General features: G+C 57.6%; 20 protein-coding genes. 9 read left to right on the plus strand and 11 right to left on the minus strand.

All coding sequences use genetic code 11. The annotated features are described in order from the left end of the window. Positions 1-49 precede the first annotated feature (49 nt). From surA to apaH, 5 genes are all read left to right on the plus strand, one after another. Entirely contained in the window at positions 50-1,336 is a 1,287-nt protein-coding gene (surA, locus tag GO007_RS22500; protein ID WP_095103829.1) for a peptidylprolyl isomerase SurA, read from the plus strand. A 183-nt stretch (positions 1,337-1,519) separates the two neighbouring features. Continuing rightward, the gene (gene pdxA / locus GO007_RS22505; RefSeq protein WP_189339911.1) at positions 1,520-2,509 is read left to right on the plus strand and encodes a 4-hydroxythreonine-4-phosphate dehydrogenase PdxA; all 990 of its coding nucleotides are present in this window, start codon (positions 1,520-1,522) and stop codon (positions 2,507-2,509) included. Then, complete coding sequence (rsmA, locus tag GO007_RS22510) at positions 2,506-3,327, plus strand: 16S rRNA (adenine(1518)-N(6)/adenine(1519)-N(6))-dimethyltransferase RsmA (protein ID WP_095103831.1); 822 nt, start codon at positions 2,506-2,508, stop codon at positions 3,325-3,327. Before pdxA ends, rsmA begins: the two co-directional genes overlap by 4 nt. A 2-nt stretch (positions 3,328-3,329) precedes the next feature. Next, the gene (gene apaG, locus GO007_RS22515; protein WP_041144010.1) at positions 3,330-3,707 is read left to right on the plus strand and encodes a Co2+/Mg2+ efflux protein ApaG; all 378 of its coding nucleotides are present in this window, start codon (positions 3,330-3,332) and stop codon (positions 3,705-3,707) included. A gap of 4 nt (positions 3,708-3,711) precedes the next feature. Next, a complete protein-coding gene (apaH, locus tag GO007_RS22520; RefSeq protein WP_095103833.1) occupies positions 3,712-4,560 on the plus strand; it encodes a bis(5'-nucleosyl)-tetraphosphatase (symmetrical) ApaH in 849 nt (282 codons plus the stop codon). Between the two features lie 60 nt (positions 4,561-4,620). Here apaH and folA read toward each other — a convergent pair whose 3' ends face one another. The 6 genes from folA to GO007_RS22550 form a co-directional block, all read right to left on the minus strand. Continuing rightward, positions 4,621-5,100 carry a type 3 dihydrofolate reductase gene (folA, locus tag GO007_RS22525; RefSeq protein ID WP_095103835.1) on the minus strand — a complete coding sequence of 160 codons (480 nt, stop codon included), beginning with the start codon at positions 5,098-5,100 and terminating at the stop codon, positions 4,621-4,623. Positions 5,101-5,255: 155 nt separating this feature from the next. Beyond that, positions 5,256-7,121, minus strand: a complete 1,866-nt coding sequence (gene kefC / locus GO007_RS22530; protein ID WP_095103837.1) for a glutathione-regulated potassium-efflux system protein KefC — start codon at positions 7,119-7,121, stop codon at positions 5,256-5,258. After that, positions 7,114-7,644 carry a glutathione-regulated potassium-efflux system oxidoreductase KefF gene (kefF, locus tag GO007_RS22535; RefSeq protein ID WP_095103839.1) on the minus strand — a complete coding sequence of 177 codons (531 nt, stop codon included), beginning with the start codon at positions 7,642-7,644 and terminating at the stop codon, positions 7,114-7,116. The genes kefC and kefF overlap by 8 nt, the downstream gene beginning before the upstream one ends. A 95-nt stretch (positions 7,645-7,739) precedes the next feature. Next, a complete protein-coding gene (locus GO007_RS22540) occupies positions 7,740-9,044 on the minus strand; it encodes an MFS transporter (protein ID WP_095103841.1) in 1,305 nt (434 codons plus the stop codon). 94 nt (positions 9,045-9,138) lie between these two features. Next, positions 9,139-10,089, minus strand: coding sequence for a 2-hydroxyacid dehydrogenase (locus tag GO007_RS22545; RefSeq protein ID WP_095103843.1), 951 nt, complete (start codon positions 10,087-10,089; stop codon positions 9,139-9,141). 210 nt (positions 10,090-10,299) lie between these two features. Next, positions 10,300-11,292, minus strand: a complete 993-nt coding sequence (locus tag GO007_RS22550; RefSeq protein WP_095103845.1) for a LacI family DNA-binding transcriptional regulator — start codon at positions 11,290-11,292, stop codon at positions 10,300-10,302. Between the two features lie 288 nt (positions 11,293-11,580). Between GO007_RS22550 and idnO the strand changes: the two genes are divergently transcribed. Genes idnO through GO007_RS22565 form a run of 3 tightly spaced genes read left to right on the plus strand, consistent with a single transcriptional unit; the run spans position 11,581 to position 13,354 of the window. After that, positions 11,581-12,345 carry a gluconate 5-dehydrogenase gene (gene idnO, locus GO007_RS22555; protein WP_095103847.1) on the plus strand — a complete coding sequence of 255 codons (765 nt, stop codon included), beginning with the start codon at positions 11,581-11,583 and terminating at the stop codon, positions 12,343-12,345. A 14-nt stretch (positions 12,346-12,359) separates the two neighbouring features. Further along, positions 12,360-12,890 carry a gluconokinase gene (locus GO007_RS22560; protein ID WP_095103849.1) on the plus strand — a complete coding sequence of 177 codons (531 nt, stop codon included), beginning with the start codon at positions 12,360-12,362 and terminating at the stop codon, positions 12,888-12,890. Next, complete coding sequence (locus tag GO007_RS22565) at positions 12,887-13,354, plus strand: NanQ anomerase/TabA/YiaL family protein (protein WP_095103851.1); 468 nt, start codon at positions 12,887-12,889, stop codon at positions 13,352-13,354. The genes GO007_RS22560 and GO007_RS22565 overlap by 4 nt, the downstream gene beginning before the upstream one ends. A gap of 54 nt (positions 13,355-13,408) precedes the next feature. Here the strand turns inward: GO007_RS22565 and GO007_RS22570 are convergent, their stop codons facing one another. The 5 genes from GO007_RS22570 to GO007_RS22590 all read right to left on the minus strand — a co-directional run bounded on the left by GO007_RS22570 (position 13,409) and on the right by GO007_RS22590 (position 20,722). Beyond that, a complete protein-coding gene (locus GO007_RS22570) occupies positions 13,409-13,642 on the minus strand; it encodes a YgdI/YgdR family lipoprotein (protein WP_041143999.1) in 234 nt (77 codons plus the stop codon). 168 nt (positions 13,643-13,810) lie between these two features. Beyond that, positions 13,811-17,035 (minus strand): carbamoyl-phosphate synthase large subunit, encoded by a 3,225-nt coding sequence (carB, locus tag GO007_RS22575; protein ID WP_095103853.1) that lies wholly within the window; start codon positions 17,033-17,035, stop codon positions 13,811-13,813. A 16-nt stretch (positions 17,036-17,051) separates the two neighbouring features. Then, positions 17,052-18,200 carry a glutamine-hydrolyzing carbamoyl-phosphate synthase small subunit gene (gene carA, locus GO007_RS22580; RefSeq protein ID WP_095103855.1) on the minus strand — a complete coding sequence of 383 codons (1,149 nt, stop codon included), beginning with the start codon at positions 18,198-18,200 and terminating at the stop codon, positions 17,052-17,054. A gap of 458 nt (positions 18,201-18,658) precedes the next feature. Then, positions 18,659-19,480 carry a 4-hydroxy-tetrahydrodipicolinate reductase gene (gene dapB / locus GO007_RS22585; RefSeq protein ID WP_095103857.1) on the minus strand — a complete coding sequence of 274 codons (822 nt, stop codon included), beginning with the start codon at positions 19,478-19,480 and terminating at the stop codon, positions 18,659-18,661. A gap of 207 nt (positions 19,481-19,687) precedes the next feature. Next, positions 19,688-20,722: a LacI family DNA-binding transcriptional regulator gene (locus tag GO007_RS22590; protein ID WP_095103859.1), complete on the minus strand. Its 1,035-nt coding sequence runs from the start codon at positions 20,720-20,722 to the stop codon at positions 19,688-19,690. A 189-nt stretch (positions 20,723-20,911) separates the two neighbouring features. Between GO007_RS22590 and GO007_RS22595 the strand changes: the two genes are divergently transcribed. Further along, entirely contained in the window at positions 20,912-22,657 is a 1,746-nt protein-coding gene (locus GO007_RS22595; RefSeq protein WP_095103861.1) for a class I mannose-6-phosphate isomerase, read from the plus strand. The last annotated feature ends 2 nt before the right edge of the window (positions 22,658-22,659 follow it).

A 22,659-nucleotide genomic window follows, 5' to 3' on the forward strand; every position in this document is an offset into this window, starting at 1 on the left:
CTGGTTTAAAACGTAATCCGCATTTGCGGTTAATTGAAATGGAAAAAGTATGAAGAACTGGAAAACGCTGCTTCTCGGTATCGCCATGATCGCGAATACCAGTTTCGCTGCCCCACAGGTTGTCGATAAAGTAGCGGCTGTCGTCAATAATGGCGTTGTTCTTGAAAGCGACGTCAATGGCCTGATGCAATCGGTTAAGCTTAACGCCGGCCAGGCCGGTCAGCAGCTGCCGGATGATGCCACCCTACGTCATCAGATCCTCGAAAGACTGATTATGGACCAGATTGTTTTGCAGATGGGCCAGAAGATGGGCGTGAAAATCTCTGACGACCAGGTCGATCAGGCGATTGCCAACATCGCGAAGCAGAACAATATGAGCATGGATCAGATGCGTAGCCGTCTGGCCTATGATGGTCTGAACTACGCCACCTACCGCAATCAGATCCGCAAAGAGATGCTGATTTCAGAAGTGCGTAATAACGAAGTGCGCCGTCGCATTACCGTGCTGCCGCAGGAAGTTGAATCTCTGGCGAAACAGATTGGCGATCAGAACGATGCCAGCACCGAGCTAAACCTGAGCCACATCCTGATTCCGCTGCCGGAAAACCCAACCTCCGACCAGGTTGCCGCCGCGCAGGATCAGGCGAACGCTATCGTTGAGCAGGCCCGCAGCGGTGCCGACTTCGGCAAGCTGGCTATCAGCTACTCTGCCGACCAGCAGGCGCTGAAAGGCGGCCAGATGGGCTGGGGTCGTATTCAGGAGCTGCCGGGGATCTTCGCCCAGGCGCTGAGTACCGCGAAGAAAGGCGACATCGTCGGCCCGATCCGTTCTGGCGTTGGCTTCCATATCCTGAAAATCAACGATATGCGCGGCGAAAGCAAGAATATCTCCGTTACCGAAGTCCACGCCCGCCACATTCTGCTGAAGTCGTCGCCAATCATGAACGATGCCCAGGCTAAGGCCAAGCTGGAGCAGATTGCAGCCGACATTAAGAGCGGAAAAACCACCTTCGCTAAAGCAGCGAAAGAGTTTTCTGAAGATCCCGGCTCAGCTAACCAGGGCGGCGATTTAGGTTGGGCAACCACCGATATCTTCGATCCGGCGTTCCGCGATGCGCTGATGCACATGAGTAAAGGCCAGACCAGCGCTCCGGTGCACTCCTCCTTCGGCTGGCACCTGATTGAGCTGCTGGACACCCGCCAGGTTGACAGAACCGACGCGGCGCAGAAAGATCGCGCCTACCGGATGCTGATGAACCGTAAGTTCTCGGAAGAAGCGGCGACCTGGATGCAGGAACAGCGCGCCAGCGCTTACGTCAAAGTTCTGAGTAACTAATTTACCGCCCGATACGCCAGCCGTTCCACGCGTATCGGGCGGCAAGCGCATAGCGCCCCCAGGCTGACCGATGAGCCGCCGGGGCGATGCCGCTGACCGTAACGTTGCCTGCGACGGCCCAAAACGGGCGAAGCTCATGGATGAACCGCTAACGGCGTAGCCAACCAGGAAATAGCCTGAAGGATGAAGCGTATGAATCGTGTTGTCATCACTCCCGGGGAACCTGCCGGGATTGGCCCTGACCTCGTCGCGCAGCTTGCGCAGAGAGACTGGCCGGTTGAGCTGGTGGTTTGCGCCGATGGCGCACTGTTATCTGACCGAGCCCAACGGCTCGGTCTTCCTTTATTGCTTCAGCCCTACGATCCGTCCCGCCCCGCCGCCCCGCAGCGCGCCGGCACCCTGACCCTGCTTCCCGTCACGCTAAACGCCCCGGTAACGCCCGGCGTGCTGGACGTGCGCAACGGCAGCTACGTGGTGGAAACCCTGGCGCGCGCCTGCGACGGCTGCCTGAACGGCGAGTTTGCGGCATTAATCACCGGGCCGGTCCATAAAGGCAATATCAACGACGCCGGGATCGCCTTCACCGGGCATACCGAATTCTTCGAAGAGCGCTCGCAGGCCAGTAAAGTGGTGATGATGCTGGCCACGGAAGAGCTTCGCGTCGCGCTGGCGACCACCCATCTGCCGCTGAAAGCGATCAGTGACGCCATTACCCCCGACCTGCTGCGTGAAGTCATCACCATCCTTGACCACGATCTGCGGCACAAGTTTGGTATTGCCCACCCGCATGTGCTGGTGTGCGGTCTGAACCCGCACGCGGGAGAAGGCGGCCATATGGGTACGGAAGAGATCGATACCATCATTCCGGTGCTGGAAGAGATGCGCGCTCGGGGGATGAATCTCAGCGGGCCGCTGCCTGCTGATACCCTTTTTCAGCCCAAATATCTCGACCATGCCGACGCGGTGCTCGCGATGTACCACGATCAGGGCCTTCCCGTGCTAAAATACCAGGGCTTCGGCCGTGGCGTGAACATTACGCTCGGTTTACCTTTTATTCGAACCTCCGTTGACCACGGTACCGCGCTAGAACTGGCGGGCCAGGGGAAAGCGGATGTCGGCAGTTTTATCACGGCGCTTAATCTCGCCATTAAAATGATTGTTAATACGCAATGAATAATCGAGTCCATCAGGGCCACTTAGCCCGTAAACGCTTCGGGCAAAACTTTCTCAACGATCGATTCGTGATCGACAGTATTGTCTCAGCCATTAACCCACAGAAAGGTCAGGCGATTGTCGAAATCGGCCCGGGCCTGGCAGCGCTGACCGAACCGGTTGGTGAACGTCTGGACGAGCTCACCGTTATCGAGCTGGACCGCGACCTGGCCGCCCGCCTGAAAACGCACCCGTTCTTAGGGCCAAAGCTGACCATTTATCAGCAGGATGCCATGGCCATGAACTTCGGCGAGCTGTCGCAGAACATGGGTCAGCCGCTACGCGTGTTCGGCAACCTGCCTTACAACATCTCCACGCCGCTGATGTTCCATCTGTTCAGCTATACTGATGCCATTGCCGACATGCACTTTATGCTGCAAAAAGAGGTCGTCAATCGCCTGGTTGCCGGTCCGAACAGTAAGGCGTATGGTCGACTGAGCGTGATGGCGCAATATTACTGCCAGATCATTCCGGTGCTTGAAGTCCCGCCGACCGCCTTTACGCCGCCGCCTAAAGTCGATTCCGCCGTGGTTCGCCTGGTGCCCTATCGCACGCTGCCGCATCCGGTCAAAGAGGTTCGCGTACTGAGCCGAATCACCACCGAAGCGTTCAACCAGCGCCGGAAAACGATTCGCAATAGCCTCGGCAATCTGTTCAGCGTTGAAGTGCTGACCGAGCTGGGCATCGACCCGGCGAAACGCGCAGAGAATATTTCCGTGGCGCAGTATTGTCAGCTAGCTAACTGGTTAACTGAAAACTCGCCCACCAAGGAGAGCTAACCATGATCAATTCGCCCCGAGTTTGTGTACAGGTACAGAGCGTCTATATCGAATCGCAGTCTTCTCCGGAAAACGATCGTTACGTCTTCGCTTATACCGTCACCATCCGCAATCTGGGGCGGAGTCAGGTTCAGCTTCTTGGCCGCTACTGGCTTATCACCAACGGTCACGGTCGTGAGACTGAGGTTCAGGGTGAAGGGGTTGTCGGCGAGCAGCCGCATATTCCCGCTGGCGGGGAGTTTCAATACACCAGCGGCGCGGTTATTGAAACGCCGCTGGGCACCATGCAGGGACATTACGCCATGATCGACGTGAACGGTGCGCCGTTCTCCGTCGACATCCCTGTTTTCCGTCTCGCAGTACCAACGCTCATTCACTAAAACCATGTCTACATACCTTATTGGCGACGTTCACGGTTGCTACGATGAACTGATCGCATTATTAAAGCAGGTTGCGTTTACCCCTGGCAGCGATACGCTATGGCTTACCGGTGATTTAGTCGCCCGCGGCCCGGGCTCGCTGGAGGTTTTACGCTACGTAAAATCCCTTGGCGATAGCGTGCGTATTGTCCTTGGCAATCACGATCTCCATCTGCTGGCCGTCTTCGCCGGCATTAGCCGCAACAAGCCAAAAGATCGCCTGAAGTCACTGCTGGAAGCGCCGGATGCCGATGAGCTTCTCAACTGGCTGCGTCGCCAGCCGCTGATGCAGATTGATGAAGAGAAAAAGCTGGTGATGGCCCATGCCGGCATCACGCCGCAGTGGGATCTGCCAACGGCGCAGCAGTGCGCGCGCGATGTTGAAGCGGTGCTCTCCAGCGACTCCTATCCGTTCTTCCTCGACGCCATGTATGGCGACATGCCCAACAACTGGAGCAGCGAGCTGAGCGGCCTTGCGCGACTGCGCTTTATCTCCAACGCCTTTACCCGCATGCGCTACTGCTTCCCGAACGGGCAGCTGGATATGTATGCCAAAGAAGCGCCGGAGGACGCCCCGGCGCCCCTGAAGCCGTGGTTTACCATCCCCGGTCCGGTGGCGAACGAGTACAGCATTGCTTTTGGCCACTGGGCTTCGCTGGAGGGACGCGGAACGCCTGAAGGCATTTATGCCCTGGATACCGGCTGCTGCTGGGGGGGAGATCTCACCTGCCTGCGCTGGGAAGACAAGGCGTACTTTACCCAGCCGTCGAACCGGCAGAAGGATCTGCATGAAGGTGAGGCGGTCGCCTCCTGAGAAAGATCCCGGATAGCTGCGCGTTATCCGGGTTATCTGAGAAGCCCTGTTCCCGGAAGCTTAGCGGCGTTCCAGAACTTCGAAGCAGTAGCTATGCGAGTTCTGCGCATCGGCGTCGTGGAATTCGCTGAATACCGACTCCCACTGGTCCGGATCGTAATCCGGGAAGTGGGTGTCGCCTTCCACTTCAGCATCAATATGCGTCAAATAGAGCTTATGGGCTTTCGGCAGGAACTGCTCGTACACGCGGCCGCCGCCGATCACCATCATCTCTTCAACGTCGCCGCAGGCGGCAATCGCTTCATCAACCGATTTAACCCACTGCACGCGATCGTCACTCCCGGGCTGGCTGCTGATCACGATATTTTTACGTCCAGGCAGCGGACGACCAATAGATTCCCAGGTCAGACGCCCCATAATCACCGGCTTGTTTAACGTATTACGTTTAAACCAGGCGAGATCGGCAGGCAGGTTCCATGGCATGGCGTTTTCCATACCAATGACGCGATCCACCGCTAACGCCGCAATCAGACTGATCATTGAATATTTCCCAAATACAAAAAATTGCCGCCACTATACGGAAAGCATAATACTTCGTCGACTGGACGGAGAGTAAAGAATACGAAAATTTTCGGATTTGCTGGCGAGCCCACGTCAGCCTCGTGAGCCGCCAGATGAGAACGGCGCGCGATGCCTTAAGCTGAAGGCTTATTCTCCGGCTCGTCGGCAATATCCCCCGTATGCCTGCCCTCTTCCGTACCCTGCCAGCCGTGGCGCTGGACCAGCGACAGATGGGTGCGGTCTTCGTTGATGATGCCGGTCAGCATATCGCTGGTGCGCTTAAAGACCGCCACGCGGGAAGCCGGGTCGTTTTCCGCCATCTCCACCATCTCTTCCACCATTTTGATATTGAAACGGCGGAACAGATCGGCGCGCTCGCGCGCCTCATAGGCGCCCAGGCCCAGCGCCTCCAGCGCCATGCGCCCGGACTTCAGCGCCGCTTCAAAGGTTTCACGCTCGGGCGCCTCGACCCCGGCCTGGCGCAGCTGAATATAGTGATCGATATCGCGGGCCCGCGAGATAATTTGCAGATGCGGGAAGTGCTCTTTCGCCAGCTCAACCAGCTGCAGGCTGGCCTGCGGATCGTCGATAGCGTTTATCAGCACTTCCGCTTTTCCCGCTCCCGCCGACTCCAGCAGATCGGCCCGCGTCGCGTCGCCGTAGAACACCTTCATATCAAATTTACGCAGCGCCTCAACGTGGTCAGGATCGTGGTCGAGGATGACCATCTTCACCCCGCCGGAGAGCAGCACGCGGCCGGCGATCTGCCCGTAGCGGCCAAAACCGGCGACAATCACCCGCGGCTGCTCTTCATCAATCTCATCGGCCTCGCGCGCCTGTCCGGAGGATGATTTTTCCAGCCGGGTCAGCAGCACCAGCAGGATCGGCGTCGCCGCCATCGACAGCGCCACCGCCAGGGTCAGCGCCCTGGCCCACTCGCTATCCAGCACCTCGGCCATTTGCGCGGCGCCGAATACCACAAAGGCAAACTCGCTCCCCTGCCCCAACAGCACCGCAAACCAGCGGCGCTGGGCGCGCGGTACGCCGAGTGGTTTCGCAATCAGCCACAGCATGACGCCTTTGATGACCAGGAACCCGGCCAGCAGAATCAAAATGCGCAGCGGATGAGTCACCAGGGTGCCAAAATCCACCGACATCCCGACGCCAATAAAGAACAGCCCCAGCAGCAGCCCCTTGAACGGTTCAATATCGCTTTCCAGCGCGTGGCGGTACTCCGAGCTGGCCAACAGCACCCCGGCAAGGAAGGCGCCCATCGCCATCGATAGCCCGACTTCTTCCAGCAGCAGCCCAAAACCAAAGACCAGGAACAGGGCCACGGCGCTGAACACCTCCCGCAGGCCGGAGCGGGCAACGAAGCGCAGCACCGGCCGGGTCAGGTAGCGACCGAGCACCACTACCAGCGCCAGCGCGCCCGCCACCTTCAGCGCCGACAGGGCAAACGCCCACAGCGTGGTGGAGCCGCCGCTGCTGGCCAGCAGCGGGATCATCGCCACCAGCGGGATGGCCGCGATATCCTGAAACAGCAGCACCGCAAAGGCGCTACGCCCCATTTGCGAAACCGTCAGGTTGCGTTCATTCATGGCCTGCATCGCGATCGCCGTAGACGACAGCGCCAGCGTCATGCCGATAAGCTCAGCCACCTGCCAGCGCATTCCCAGCAGCATGCAGAACAGGCCAATCAGCGCCCCGCAGGCCACCATCTGCAGCGCACCGCCGCCAAATACCGAGGCCCGCAGCTTCCACAGGCGCTGCGGGTCGAGCTCAAGGCCGATCACGAACAGCATCAGCACCACGCCGATTTCGGCGAAGTGGAGGATCGTCCCGGCGTCGGTCACCAGCTTCAGCCCCCACGGACCGATAATACAGCCGGCGATCAAATACCCCAGCACCGAGCCGAGGCCAAGGCGGACGGCAATCGGTACGATCAGCGCGGCGGACCCGAGATAGATCAGCGCCTGTATCAGCGTATGGCTATCCATTGTGCGCCTCCTGCCATTCGATTAAGCGTTGTCGATAGCGGCGCGCCTGCGCCTGGAGGGTTTCGTCGTCGCAGATAAAGGTGCAGTGCATCGCAAACGGCGGCAGCCACTTCATCCCGCAGTACAGTCCGGTAGCCTGCAGCGGCTGGGCCAGCACGTCAAAACCGGGGAAGGAGCCAATATCGAAGTGGCTTTCGCCGCCGCCGGTGGTGACCGCCCACATCAGCGATTTACCGTGCAGGGCGATGCCGTTATGGCCGTAGGCCCAGCCGTGCGACAGCACCTTGTCCAGCCACAGCTTCAGCAGAGGCGGAACGCTGTACCACTGTAAGGGATGCTGCCAGATAACCAGATCCGCGCGGGCCAGCGCCGCCTGTTCGGCGGCGACGTCGATATTAAAATCGGGGTAAAGTTGATAAAGGGAGCGTATCTCTACGCCATCCAGCGTCCCTGCCTGCTCAAGCATCCGCTTATTCGCATGCGAGTGATGCGGATAGGGATGGGCATAAATTATCAGAATCATTGATTAGCCTGCGTTAACTCTTGTTGTAATCAGCAAGAGTGTAGTCAGTTAATCGAAGCGCTTACAATGATAACTGTGATTTATGTCGCCTTATCCTACGCGTTCCGCGGCTGCTTGCTGACGCTGACATCGGGCTCGCTGCCCGCAAGGTCGCAGCGTTTCGGCAGCAGGAAGGTCATGGTTCCGGCAATGATTAACGATCCGGCAAGCGCGCAGACCGCCACGTTTTGTCCGTACAGATAGATCATCACGCCTACCAGATAGGGGCCGCAGAAACCGCCGAGATTCCCGAGGCCGTTAATCACCCCGCGCGCGCTGCCGGCCACTTCCGCTGAGGCAATCCGCCCCGGCATCGACCAGAACGGACTGGTTGCCGATTTCAGGAAGAAGCCGCAAATCACCAGCGCAATATAGGCCGCCACCACGTGTTCGCGCAGCACCACCGACGCTACCAGCGCGGCGGCAAAGCTGTAGAGCGAGAAGCGGACCCACAGCCGACGCTTGCCGCTGCGATCGCTAAATAATGAAATTACGTAGATCCCGGCGAGGGTAGCGACGAACGGCAGCACCGCCAGCAGGCCAACGCTTGCCATGTTGCCGCCGGTCAGTCCTTTAAGAATGGTCGGCAGCCACAGGGTATAGCCGTAATCGCCGGTCTGGTAAAAGAAGTTGAGGATCACCAGCTTCATCAGCCCGGAATTGCGGAAGACATCTTTTACCGGCGCGTTGCTCACCGCATCTTCCGCCAGTTTGGCCGCCCGCTCCGCGGCGAGGGTGGTGACCAGATAGTTGCGCTCCTTCTCCGGCAGCCAGCGGGCCTCTTCCGGGCGGTCGCTAATCATGTACCACCACACCGCCAGCACCACCAGCGACAGCAGCCCTTCGATAATAAACAGCCAGCGCCAGTCGAGCGCGGCGATAATGGCACCGGAGACCGGGGCGGTCAGCATGCCGCCCAGCGGGGCAAACATCATGACAAAGGCGTTGGCCCGGCCCAGCTCTTTTTCCGGGAACCAGTTGCTGACCATCGTCAGGACCACCGGCAGCATCCCACCTTCGGAAACGCCGAGAATAAAGCGCAGAACCAGCAGCTGATATTCGTGGGTCACAAAGCCGGTCGCCACCGATACTATCGCCCAGGCTACCAGCGACCAGGCAATAAAACGTTTTCCGCTGCCGTTTACCGCAATCCGCCCACCGGGGATTTGCAGAAATAAATAGCCAATAAAAAATATACCGCTGGCAACACCAGCCATCTGGCTGGTAATACCTAAATCCTCTTCCATGCCACCGGGTAAAGCAAAACTAATATTAACCCGATCCATAAACGAAATAATACAGGCGATCAGCACCGGCGTAATAATACGCAGCCAGCGGGTGCCGGGAATTTTATCATTCATATTTCGCACTCTCTATGCAGAGGTTATCGTTGTAATTTAAGAACCTGTCCCACCAGGTTCTCATTGGCGCTGGGTACAGAAATAAGAGCGGTAATTAATTAATAGCGTTGGGCAGCGGGTTCCCGGAAAAATAAGCGGCGACGTTAGCAAACACCACATCACTCATTTTCTGTCGGGTTTCATGGGTTGCGCTGGCAACGTGCGGTTGCAGGACCACATTATCGAGCGCAATCATCTCGGCGGGAACCCGCGGTTCGTCTTCAAAGACGTCGAGAGCGGCCCCGGCGATAACACCGTTTTGTAACGCCTGAATCAGAGCCTTTTCGTCGACCAGCGACCCGCGGGCGATGTTGATAAGCCACGCCTGTTTTGGCATCACGTTAAAGACGGAAGCATCGATCAGCCCGCGGTTGGCTTCACCGCCGGAGGCGGCAATCACCAAAAAATCGCTTTCATGGGCCAGGGTATGCAGATCGGCGCACCACTGATAATCGAGCCCGGCCACCTGCTTACGGTCGGTATAGAGCACCTGCATATCAAAGCCACGGGCGCGGCGGGCGATGGCCTGGCCAATATTGCCCATCCCCAGCAGGCCGATGCGCTTGCCGCTGACCTGAGTTGCCAGCGGCAGGCCGCCGTTCAGCCAGCGGCCTTCCCGCACAAAGCGGTCGCCCTGACACAGCTGGCGCGAACCGGCCAGCAGCAGCCCCATCGCCAGGTCAGCGACATCGTTGGTCAACACGCCGGAAGTGATGGAGACGGCGATCTGCCGGGAGCGGGCATACTCTAAATCCACCGCATCAGTACCGACGCCGAAGATAGCGATCAGGCCAGCGTGCGGCAGCAGCTCCAGCACGCTGTTCTGCACGCCGACGTCTCCACGGGTCACGACGGCCGCAACGTTCTCTCCCTGCTCGCGCAAAAAGGCGATCGGATCGTCCTGCTCGTACAGGCGCAATAGCGGGAATTCGGCGGCCAGCTGCTCCTGTAAGGTCTCAATAACGGGGGCCACTAAAAGGACGGCTCGGGTAATAGCACTATTCATCGGATCACCTGTTTGAAGTTTCATAACGACTGTAGCCACTATCAAACGGTTTTTTGTCGCGGCGTTTTGCGATCTGCATCACGCTGAATCGTGTTAAAAATAGCTGTTACACCGTCCGTGATCGATAAGACAAAACCCGCGGATTGCGGGCCTGGGGCGGATCGTACCTTAACCTTCTGCTAACACGGCGCTATCGTCACGCCAGCGGCGCTATATGGTTTCCCCCATCGACAGGCGATAGTGCAGATCGACCTTTTCAATGGTTGGCAGTCCTTTGATTTTTTTAATTAATATCTCTGTTGCAACCTTGCCCATTTCAAAGCGTGGCGTCAGGACGCTCGCCAGGCGCGGCGAGATAATCTGGCCGATTTCCAGGCCATGAAAACCGGCTATAGCCAGCTCTTCAGGCACGCTGATACCAGATGCCAGGCACTCCTGTAACACGCCAACCGCCAGATCGTCATTGGTGCACAGAATGCCGTCCATGCGGGCATACATCTGGCGCGCCAGGGTCATCATCCCGGTACCGATCGATACCGACGACACCTTGTTCGGCGCGATACGTCCCACCGCCAGCCCGGCATTTTCCATCGCCTGGCAGTAGCCGGCGTAGCGCTGCTCGTCGCGCACGTCGGACATCGCGCCAAAATAGACGATCTGCCGTTTACCGCTCGCCAGCAGCATATTGGTCATATCGAAACCGGCTTTGAAGTTGTCAAAGCCCACGTTGATACGCCCCGGATTCTCCGCCAGCCCCATCACCTCCGCGACGGGGATTTTCGCCGCATTGAGGTACTTATCGGCCCGCAGGGTGTGGGCAGATTCGGTCAGCAGCAGGCCTTTGACATTAAAGGCCAGCACGGCGGCAATCTGCTCCTCTTCGCGCTGGCGGTCATAATCATAGTTCACCACCAGCGTCTGATAGCCGTGGGCGGCGGTAACCGATTCGATACCGGCCAGCAGGTCGGCAAAGATTTGGTTATGAAAGGAGGGGATCAGTACGCCAATGCGCGGCACGACGACGCCGATCATCGCCGGATTATCGGGATCGGGCTCATAGCCAATTTCCGCAATCACGCTGGCGATGCGCTCTGCCGTCTCCGGTTTGACTTTATCCGGCGTACGTAAATAGCGGCTGACGGTCATTTTGGTTACGCCAGCCAGCGCTGCAATATCATTGAGCGTTATGCGTTGTGCTTTCATCTACCTGCCCGTCAAATACGTCCACTGCATCAGGTTATTATGCCTGCCGATGAACAAAAAGAGAATCGAACCTCACTATCGTTAACCCCTTGAGTAACGGTAATTTACGCCCGGCTTCACGTTTAATGTAACCCCTTTTCGTAACACCGTTTTGAGTGATCTCCATCACGGTTTTACCCGGCAAAAATCCGTGAGATAGAGCACAGGTTCTTCCGCTTCACCTTTTTGTGGATCAGGAATAAAAGCGCACACCGTCATTTATATTCAGCCGTTAATCAGGATATCAAGATGAAAGATCTTTTCAGCTTACAAGGCAAACGCATTTTAATTACTGGCGCCGGGCAAGGTATTGGTTTTGTCATGGCGCAGGGCCTTGCACAATATGGCGCAGAAATTATTATCAACGATATTTCTGCCAGCCGTGCAGATGATGCGGTCATGAAATTACGTGACGAAGGCGCCATCGCTCATGCGGCGGTATTTAATGTTACCGATGCTGATTCCGTCGAGCAGGCAATTAGTCACATCGAAGAGGAAATTGGTGCCATCGACGTATTATTTAATAATGCGGGCATTCAGCGTCGCCATCCGTTTACCGAATTTCCGGTACAGGAATGGAACGATGTTATTTCCGTGAACCAAACCGCGGTATTCCTCGTCTCCCAGGCCGTGGCGAAACGAATGGTCGCTCGCCAGCGCGGAAAAATCGTCAATATCTGTTCAATGCAGAGCGAGCTTGGCCGCGACACCATTACGCCGTACGCCGCCGCCAAAGGCGCGGTAAAAATGCTGACCCGCGGCATGTGCGTCGAGCTGGCCCGCTATAACATCCAGGTCAACGGCATCGCGCCGGGCTACTTTAAAACCGCCATGACCCAGGCGCTGGTTGATGATAAAGCCTTCACCGACTGGCTGTGCAAGCGCACGCCGGCCGCCCGCTGGGGCGATCCGCAGGAGCTGGTTGGCGCAGCGGTGTTCCTGTCGTCTAAAGCCTCTGATTTCGTCAACGGTCATCTGCTGTTCGTCGACGGCGGCATGCTGGTTGCTGTCTAAGTAAGGAGCGCATTATGGCAGGGCAATGCATTATTTTGATGGGTGTCTCAGGCACCGGAAAGACCACCGTCGGCCAGGCGTTAGCCCAGGCGCTCGGCGCGAAATTTATCGATGGAGACGATCTTCATCCACGGCAGAACATCGTCAAAATGGCCGCCAGCCAGCCGCTCAATGACGAAGATCGCGGACCGTGGCTGGAACGGATTGCGGACGTGATTTTTAGCCTTGAGCAGAAGAATGAGTCGGGCGTGCTGGTGTGCTCGGCGCTGAAGAAGCGCTACCGCGATCGGCTGCGCGAGGGCAGCGGCAATCTGCGCTTTCTGTGGCTGACCGGCGAGTACGAATGCATTCTGCAGCGGATGCAGCAGCGTAAGGGGCATTTTATGCCGGAGGCGCTGCTGCGCAGCCAGTTTGCCGCGCTGGAGACGCCGGACGCCAGCGAGAGCGATATTTTAGCCGTTGATATTGCCCCCGACGTCGCCAGCATCGTGGCGCAGTCATTACATTTACTAGAGCATCAATCACTACAGGGAATGCCGGCATGATTATTGATACCTTAACCGCTGCGGCAAAAAATACGTTCTATCCGTCGGTTATTCGTCAGGCGCTGCAGGCTGTCGTCCAGCAGGACCCGCACTCGCTGCCGCCGGGGAAATATACGGTCGATGGCGATAACCTGTTTTTCACCGTGGTCGAAGGCCAGACGCGCCCGCTGGCGGAACAGCGTCCGGAGTACCATCGTCAGTACATTGATATTCATATCGTGCTGGCAGGGACTGAGATTATTGGCGCCGGAAATAAAGGGCTGACAATCACCGCGGACGGGCCGTTTAAGGACGCCCATGATATTGGCTTTTGCACAGAAATTAGCAGCGAAACGCTGATTCACTTACATCCTGAGGAGCTGGCGATTCTGTTTCCCGGCGAGCTTCATCGGCCGATGGGCGCCACGGATGCCGGCGCGCCGCTGCGTAAAATTATCGTCAAAATAGATCACGCCCTGCTGTAAAACCGGTAACGATAACCGGCCCCGCATTCACCCTCGCGGGGCCCTGGATAACGATTAGTTATCCAGCTCGTCCATCGATTTCACCTGATCGCGATTGATCTGCTCGGTGCGGCCGGTTGCGGCATTTTTGTAAGAGACCATGCCGGTATCGCTATCCACCTGCGGCTTGCCGTCCGTCACGATGGTTCTGCCATCGGTGGTTTTCAGCGACTGATTTGATGAGCACCCCGCCACAAACAACACTGCCGTCGCTGCCAGCGCGGATGCCACCAGAATTTTGTTCCGCATTGTATCCTCCTGTTTTTTCGTCAATGAGTATTGTTATCGTGCTAATTATAGTTAGCCCGAGCAGGGGGGAAGTTAAAAGCAGAACTCTCCGAAGATGACCAACATAAAAAAACGGGCCGACGATAACGTCAGCCCGTTTGGTTCCGCAGCCGGCAGCGCCGGAACGGCTTATTTTTTGATTTGCGCGTGCATTTCCTGAACCGAGGTCACCTTCTCCATAGCGTTGGCGTTCAGCGCCATAGCCGTGGCGAAGCCGCCGTTCAGGGTAGTGTCGTAATGCACCTTGTACTGCAGGGCGCTGCGGCGAATCAGCTTGGAGTCTTCAATCGCCTGGCGGCCTTCGGTGGTGTTGATGATGTAGGTGTATTCGCCATTCTTGATACGGTCCTGAATATGCGGACGACCTTCATGCACCTTGTTCACCAGGCGCGGATTGATACCGGCTTCGCCGAGAACAATCGCGGTACCGTGGGTGGCATCCAGCTCGAAGCCGAACTTCAGCAGCTTAGCCGCGAGGTCCACCACGCGCTCTTTGTCGCCTTCACGCACGGAGAGCAGCGCGCGGCCATGTTTTTTCATCGTCGAGCTGCTGCCCAGCTGCGCCTTGGCGAAGGCTTCCGCAAAGGTGCGGCCGACGCCCATCACTTCCCCGGTAGAGCGCATTTCAGGCCCTAACAGCGGGTCAACGCCCGGGAACTTGTTGAACGGCAGCACCACTTCTTTTACCGAGTAATACGGCGGGATAATCTCTTTGGTCACGCCCTGCTGCGCCAGCGTTTGGCCGGCCATGACGCGTGCCGCCACTTTAGCCAGCGGAACGCCGGTGGCTTTGGAGACAAACGGTACGGTACGCGCGGCGCGCGGGTTCACTTCAATCAAATACACTTCGTTGTTTTTGACCGCGAACTGCACGTTCATCAACCCGCGTACCTGCAGCTCGAAGGCCAGCTTCTGCACCTGCTCGCGCATCACGTTCTGAATGTCCTGGCTCAGGGTGTAGGCTGGCAGAGAGCACGCGGAGTCGCCGGAGTGAACGCCGGCCTGCTCGATGTGCTCCATAATGCCGCCAATCAGCACCATCTCGCCGTCGCAGATAGCGTCAACGTCGACTTCTACCGCATCGTCAAGGAAACGGTCCAGCAGCACCGGCGCGTCGTTAGAGACGCTTACCGCGGTCTGGAAGTAGCGACGCAGGTCAACCTCGTCGTAGACGATTTCCATCGCCCGACCGCCGAGAACGTAGGACGGACGCACCACCAGCGGGTAGCCAATCTCTTTGGCCTTCTCAACGGCCATCTCAATCGCGGTCACGGTGGCGTTCGCCGGCTGTTTCAGCTTCAGACGGTCAACCGCCTGCTGGAAACGCTCGCGGTCTTCCGCACGGTCAATCGCGTCCGGGCTGGTGCCGATAACCGGCACGCCGGCCGCTTCCAGCGCGCGCGCCAGCTTCAGCGGAGTCTGGCCGCCGTACTGAACGATAACGCCCTTCGGCTTCTCGATACGCACGATTTCCAGCACGTCTTCGAGGGTGACCGGCTCAAAGTACAGGCGGTCGGAGGTGTCGTAGTCGGTGGACACGGTTTCCGGGTTACAGTTAACCATAATGGTTTCGTAACCATCTTCGCGCAGCGCCAGCGAGGCGTGCACGCAGCAGTAATCGAATTCGATACCCTGACCGATACGGTTCGGGCCGCCGCCAAGCACCATAATTTTATCGCGGTCAACCGACGGGTTCGCTTCACACTCGTCTTCATAGGTTGAGTACATGTAGGCGGTATCCGTTGCGAACTCCGCCGCGCAGGTATCCACGCGCTTGTAGACCGGGTGCAGGTTGTACTGGTCGCGCAGCTTGCGGATTTCCGCCTCGCGAACGCCCGCCAGCTTAGCCAGACGCGCGTCGGCAAAGCCTTTACGCTTAAGCATCCGCAGGAAGTCAGCGTCAAGGCCGTTGATGCCGGCCTCCTCCACTTTCTCTTCCAGGCGCACCAGCTCTTCAATCTGCACCAGGAACCAGCGATCGATGTTGGTCAGGTTGAAGACGCCGTCAACGGACAGGCCCGCGCGGAAGGCGTCGGCGATGTACCAGATACGCTCGGCGCCGGCGTCTTTCAGCTCGCGGCGAATTTTGGTCAGCGCTTCCGGGTCGTCGAGGCTCACTTTAGGGTCAAAGCCGGTTGCGCCCACTTCCAGGCCGCGCAGCGCTTTCTGCAGCGACTCCTGCTGGGTGCGGCCAATCGCCATCACTTCGCCGACCGATTTCATCTGCGTGGTCAGGCGGTCGTTAGCGCCGACGAACTTCTCGAAGTTGAAGCGCGGGATCTTGGTGACGACGTAGTCGATAGAGGGTTCGAACGATGCCGGGGTACGGCCGCCGGTAATGTCGTTCATCAGCTCGTCAAGGGTGTAGCCCACCGCCAGCTTCGCCGCCACTTTGGCAATCGGGAAGCCGGTCGCTTTCGAAGCCAGCGCCGAAGAGCGTGATACGCGCGGGTTCATTTCGATAACAATCAGGCGACCGTCTTTCGGGTTCACCGAGAACTGGACGTTGGAACCGCCGGTTTCAACGCCGATTTCGCGCAGCACCGCCATCGAGGCGTTACGCATCACCTGGTACTCTTTATCGGTCAGGGTTTGCGCCGGGGCCACGGTGATGGAGTCACCGGTATGGATGCCCATCGCGTCGAAGTTTTCGATGGAGCAGACGATGATGCAGTTGTCGTTCTTATCGCGCACCACTTCCATCTCGTACTCTTTCCAGCCGATCAGCGATTCATCGATCAGCAGTTCGTTGGTCGGAGAGAGATCCAAGCCGCGGGTACAAATTTCTTCAAACTCTTCGCGGTTATAGGCAATACCGCCGCCGGTTCCGCCCATGGTGAAGGAGGGACGGATGATGCACGGATAGCCCACGTCAGCGGCAACCGCCAGCGCTTCTTCCATCGTGTGCGCGATACCGGAACGTGCGGTGTCGAGGCCAATTTTCTTCATCGCCACGTCGAAGCGACGACGGTCTTCCGCTTTATCAATCGCGTCGGCGGTGGCGCCAATCATGGTGACGCCAAACTCTTCCAGCACGCCCTGACGTTCCAGCTCCAGCGCGCAGTTCAGCGCCGTCTGGCCGCCCATGGTCGGCAGTACCGCATCCGGACGCTCTTTTTCGATGATTTTGCGTACCACTTCCCAGTGGATCGGCTCAATATAGGTGGCATCGGCCATTTCCGGGTCGGTCATGATGGTGGCTGGGTTAGAGTTCACCAGAATGACGCGGTAACCCTCTTCGCGCAGGGCTTTACAGGCCTGGGCGCCAGAGTAGTCAAATTCACAAGCCTGGCCGATAACGATCGGGCCAGCGCCAAGAATCAGGATGCTTTTTATATCTGTACGTTTTGGCATGGCTTTTTTCTCCTGATTATTTCGCGGACTGGCGGTACTGCTCAATTAACTCGATGAAATGGTCGAACAACGGCGCGGCATCGTGCGGGCCTGGGCTCGCCTCCGGGTGTCCCTGGAAGCTGAAGGCCGGCTTATCGGTGCGGTGAATGCCCTGCAGCGTACCGTCGAACAGGGACTTGTGGGTCACCCGCAGGTTAGCCGGCATGGAGGCTTCGTCTACCGCAAAACCGTGGTTCTGCGCGGTAATCATCACCACGTTATTATCAATATCTTTAACCGGGTGGTTGCCGCCGTGGTGGCCGAACTTCATCTTAACGGTCTTCGCTCCGCTCGCCAGCGCCAGCAGCTGATGGCCGAGGCAGATGCCGAATACCGGAATATCGGTGGTGAGGAATTTCTCAATTGCCTCAATCGCATAGTCGCACGGCGCCGGGTCGCCTGGGCCGTTGGAGAGGAAGATGCCGTCTGGATTCAGTTTCAGAACCTCTTCTGCAGAGGTTTTTGCCGGCACGACCGTCAGGCGGCAGCCACGATCCACCAGCATGCGCAGGATGTTGCGCTTAGCGCCGAAATCGTAGGCCACCACGTGGAACGGCAGCTCGCTTTCCGCCTTCGCTTCCGGCAGGTCGCCCTCCAGAGTCCAGCTCCCCTGCGTCCAGCTGTAGGTTTCTGAGGTGGTGACTTCCTTCGCCAGGTCCATCCCGTTGAGGCCTGGGAATGCTTTTGCCTTTTCCAGCGCCAGCTGCGCGTCGAGGCTATCGCCAACGATGATGCAGCCGTTCTGCGCGCCTTTTTCACGCAGCAGGCGGGTCAGCTTACGGGTATCGATATCGGCAATCGCCACGATGTTATGGCGCTTGAGGTAAGAAGAGAGGTCTTCGGTATTACGGAAGTTGCTGGCAATCAGCGGCAGGTCGCGAATAACCAGACCCTGAGCATGCACCTGGGAAGACTCTTCGTCGGCGGCGTTGGTGCCGACATTACCGATATGGGGATAAGTAAGGGTGACAATTTGGCGAGAATAGGAAGGATCAGTGAGGATTTCTTGATAACCGGTCATTGAAGTATTGAAAACGACTTCCCCAACCGCCGTGCCCGTTGCCCCGATGGCCCGACCGTGAAACTGGGTTCCGTCTTCCAGAACCAATAGCGCTGACTTAATCAAAACACCCTCCAGAGAATATTCACTCACTTTATTTGCATATTAATGCATTCGCGTAGCATGAATCAATGCAAATTTGCTTACCTATGGATTTCTGGCAAACGGCGGCATTCTGGAGAGATGTCGGGGAAAAGTCAACTTAAAGCGCATATTTTTAATATCATTTTACGCCACTGGCTCATTAGCGCTGCTTTAGCGGCTAAAAAGATCAACAAACTAGCCTTAGAAAACGCTTGCGCAGCGTCTGGATTGTAAAACATTGCCCATCAACATGAAAAAGTAGACCAGATGGTCAAAATTCACATAAAAGTAACAGTTAAAGGCAGGATAATCGCAGATTATAGCGATCTTAATCAAAAAGACAGAAAAATCCGTAAAAAATAAAAAGGGCAATAAAACATTGCCCTCTGCAATCAATTACTTATTGAATGCCATAACCACATCACGATGGGTAATAAACCTTATAAAGAGTTCAGTTCAAGGACGTCACGCATATCAAAGAGACCGCTTTTCTTGCCTTTCATCCATAATGCCGAGCGAACCGCGCCGTTGGCAAAGGTCATCCGGCTTGATGCCTTATGGCTGATCTCAATACGTTCGCCAATATCGGCGAACATCGCCGTATGTTCGCCGACGATATCCCCCGCGCGCACCGTGGCAAAGCCGATCGTTCCCGGAACGCGTTCGCCGGTGTAGCCTTCACGACTGTAGACCGCGCAATCTTTCAGATCTTTGTTCAGCGCACCGGCAATCGCCTCGCCCATCGCCAGCGCGGTCCCCGACGGGGCATCCACTTTATGCCGATGGTGCGCTTCAATAATTTCAATATCAGTGTAGTCGCCCATCACCTTCGCCGCCTTTTCCAGCAGCTTGAGCAGTACGTTGACGCCGACGCTGAAATTGGCCGCAAAGACGATAGCAATCTCCTGCGCCGCATCGCGAATGGCCTGTTTCCCCGCGTCATCAAAACCGGTGGTGCCGATCACCATCCCTTTACCGTGCTCGCGGCAGAATGCGAGGTGGGTCAGCGTCCCTTCCGGGCGGGTGAAATCGATCAGCACATCAAAATCATCTTTGACCGCCGTCAGGCTGCTTTGCACCGTGACGCCCATGTTGCCTGCGCCCGCCAGTTCGCCGGCGTCGCTGCCGATCAGGGAGGAGCCATCGCGCTCCAGCGCCGCGCCAAGCGCCACGCCGTCCATCTGCTGTACCGCCTGAATTAACTGGCGTCCCATCCGGCCGCCCGCGCCCGCGATGGCCACGCGGATTTGTGCATCATGCATAGCTATTCTCTTTTGTTAACTTTACGTAAATTGTTTTCAGAGTAACCAGCCCATCGATGGGCCGCTACTCAAAAACGCCGATAATTAGAAATTTATGACAAACCGCGGTCGATATCAGTAAAAACTATATGTTTGTCATCGTACGAAGGAGAGATATCGTCGCGCTAAAGCGCCGCTTCGCCAGCAGATAGCGCGCGAAACACGCCGCTAACGGCCTGATATCGCTGACTCTTCCCGGCGAAATCCGCATGATTCACGGATGACCAGCGCCGGCGGCAGGATAATCCGTTTCGGCGGCTCATCATTACCCTGAATACGGCTATACAACAGCTCCCCCGCTTTACGGCCGATCTCTTTCGCCGCCACCGATACGGTGGTCAGCGCCGGCTGTACCAGCGCCGCTTCGGTAATATCATCGAAGCCCACCAGCGCGAAATCCCGCCCCGGTTCACGGCCCGTTTTGCGCAGAGCCTGCATCACCCCCAGCGCCACGATATCCTGATAGCAGACCGCCGCCGTAATCTCCGGATAGCGGGACAGCAGATCCTCCGCCACCTTCGCACCCTCAATCTGGCTGGCCTGCGCGGTAACAATCCACTGCGGATTGGGCGAGATCCCGCTTTCCAGCAGCGTGCTGGTAAAGCCGCCAATGCGCTGCGCCCGGGTGCCTGAACTCGGGCTACCGCCGATAAAGGCAATATTCTGGTGGCCCATTTTTAGCAAATGCCGCGTCGCCATCTGGGTGCCAAGGAAGTTGTCGGTGCCGACGAAATCAAAATCCGGATCGTTGAGCGGGCGAACCACCATAATGGCCGGAATATTGCGCCGTTTCAGGGCTTCAAAAAATGAGGTCGGCGTCTCCCGCGCGGCGCACAGCACCATGCCGCAGGCGTTATTACGCATCAGCGAATCGACAAATTTTTGCTGGCGTTCCCCCGACTCTTCGCTGTTAGCCAGAAACAGCAGCAGATCGTGCCGCTCCATTTCATGGCTCAGGCCCGCCGTCATCTCGCCATAAAAGGGGTTAGTAATATCGTGCAGCAGCAGCCCGACCTGATTACTGCTGCGGTTGCGTAGATTGGCGGCGGTCTGGTTGTAGACATAACCCGCGTCATCCAGCGCCTTGAGTACCCTTTCGCGCGTGGCCTGTGAAATCCGCCCCCGGTTACGCAGCACCATCGAAACGGTCGCCGTCGATACCCCTGCTCTTTCCGCCACCTGCGCCAGCGTCACTGTCGTCATCACCCCTCCCGTTTATTCGCCACAGGTTAATCGAATAACCTGTATTTTGTATTTTTCCCTGTGACTGCCTTCACATTAAAGGCCATTTCGCCCCCTGACTTGTCGATTATGGCGGGTTAATCGCGTTAACCACACTGCCAAAACAAGGTTAATCGATTAATCTTCATTTAGCCAATATGGAGAGTGAAAATGCAAACGACCTATAACAAATACCCTGAGGTTGCGATTCGGGGCTATGACGACCACGCCTGGCAGGGCTGGGAGTCCATCCGTACCGCGCTTAGCGCCAGGACGTCGGCGGCCGCGAGAACCGTGCTGGTTGTCGATTGCTATCCGGGCGTGCGGCTGGAAGAGCTGGAACAGCATCTGCTGCCGGGGCTCGGCGGCGCGCTGACGCTTAACGTAGAGTCCGCTCGCCGCGACGAGCAGGCAATCCACGCCCTGCTGGCGCGCAATCTTACCGACGACCGCGTGTTCGGCGTGCTTTCCTGTCACCATCTTGACGAATTTTTTGCCCCCGAAAAGCTGAATAGCCTGCGCCAGCAGATCGCGGCCGTCAGCGAGGGCGTCGTGGTCATCTATGGGCCCGGCGCGGCGCTGGTTCATCCCGGCGATCTGCTGGTGTACGCCGACATGCCGCGCTGGGAGATCCAGCAGCGCATGCGCCATAGCGGCCTGGGGAACTGGGGGGCGGATAATCAGGATGAAGATATCCTCCGCCGCTACAAGCGCGCCTTTTTCATTGAATGGCGCGTCTTCGATCGGCATAAGGTGCCGCTGCTCAAACGCGCCGATTTTTTGCTTGATACCACGGTAAAAAATGCCCCGGCTCTGGTCAGCGGCGAAGCGCTGCGCGCCGGGCTACAGCAGACCACCACCCAGCCGTTCCGCGTCGCCCCTTTCTTCGATCCCGGCGTCTGGGGCGGGCAGTGGATGAAGCAACGATTCGATCTCGATCCTACGGCCGCCAACTACGCGTGGTGTTTTGATTGCGTGCCCGAGGAAAACAGCCTGTTACTGCGTTTTGGTGACGTACGGATCGAGATCCCCTCCCAGGACCTGGTGCTGCTGCACCCACGCGCGCTGCTGGGTGAAAAGGTACACGCCCGCTTCGGCGCCGAGTTCCCGATCCGGTTTGATTTTCTCGACACCATCGGCGGGCAAAACCTGAGTTTCCAGGTTCATCCGATAACCGAATATATCCAGCAGCAGTTTGGTATGCACTACACCCAGGATGAGAGCTACTACATCCTCGAGGCGGAGCCGGAAGCCGTCGTCTACCTGGGGACTCAGACGGGGATCAAACCGCAGGAAATGCTTGCCGATCTGCAGGCCGCCGGCCGCGGCGAAAAGGCCTTCGACGATCGGCGCTTCGTTAACCAAATCCCGGCGCGTAAGCACGATCACTTTCTTATCCCTGCCGGTACGGTGCACTGTTCAGGACGCGGCACAATGGTGCTCGAAATCAGCGCGACGCCGTATATTTTCACCTTCAAGCTCTGGGACTGGGGGCGTTTAGGTTTAGACGGATTGCCTCGCCCGGTGCATCTGCAGCACGGCGAACAGGTTATTGACTGGCAGCGCGATACGCAGTGGGTCAACGACAACCTGGTTAACCGCATTGAGCCCATTGCCGAAGGTGAAGGCTGGCGGGAGGAGCGGACGGGAATGCACGAGCGCGAGTTTATCGAAACCCGCCGCCACTGGTTCCGCGCGCCGGTCACGCACCATACCCACGGCGGGGTTAACGTTCTGAACCTGGTAGAGGGAGCAGAAGCCGTGGTCGACAGCCCGAGCGGCGCCTTTGCCCCCTTCACCGTGCACTACGCCGAGACCTTTATCATTCCGGCCGCCGTCGGGGAGTACCGTATTTCGCCGGCGGGTCAAGGCAGCGGACAGCAGATAGCCACCATCAAAGCCTGGGTAAGAGGATAAGG

It is taken from the genome of Klebsiella sp. 10-1, assembly GCF_009758445.1.
GTDB lineage: Bacteria > Pseudomonadota > Gammaproteobacteria > Enterobacterales > Enterobacteriaceae > Klebsiella > Klebsiella scottii.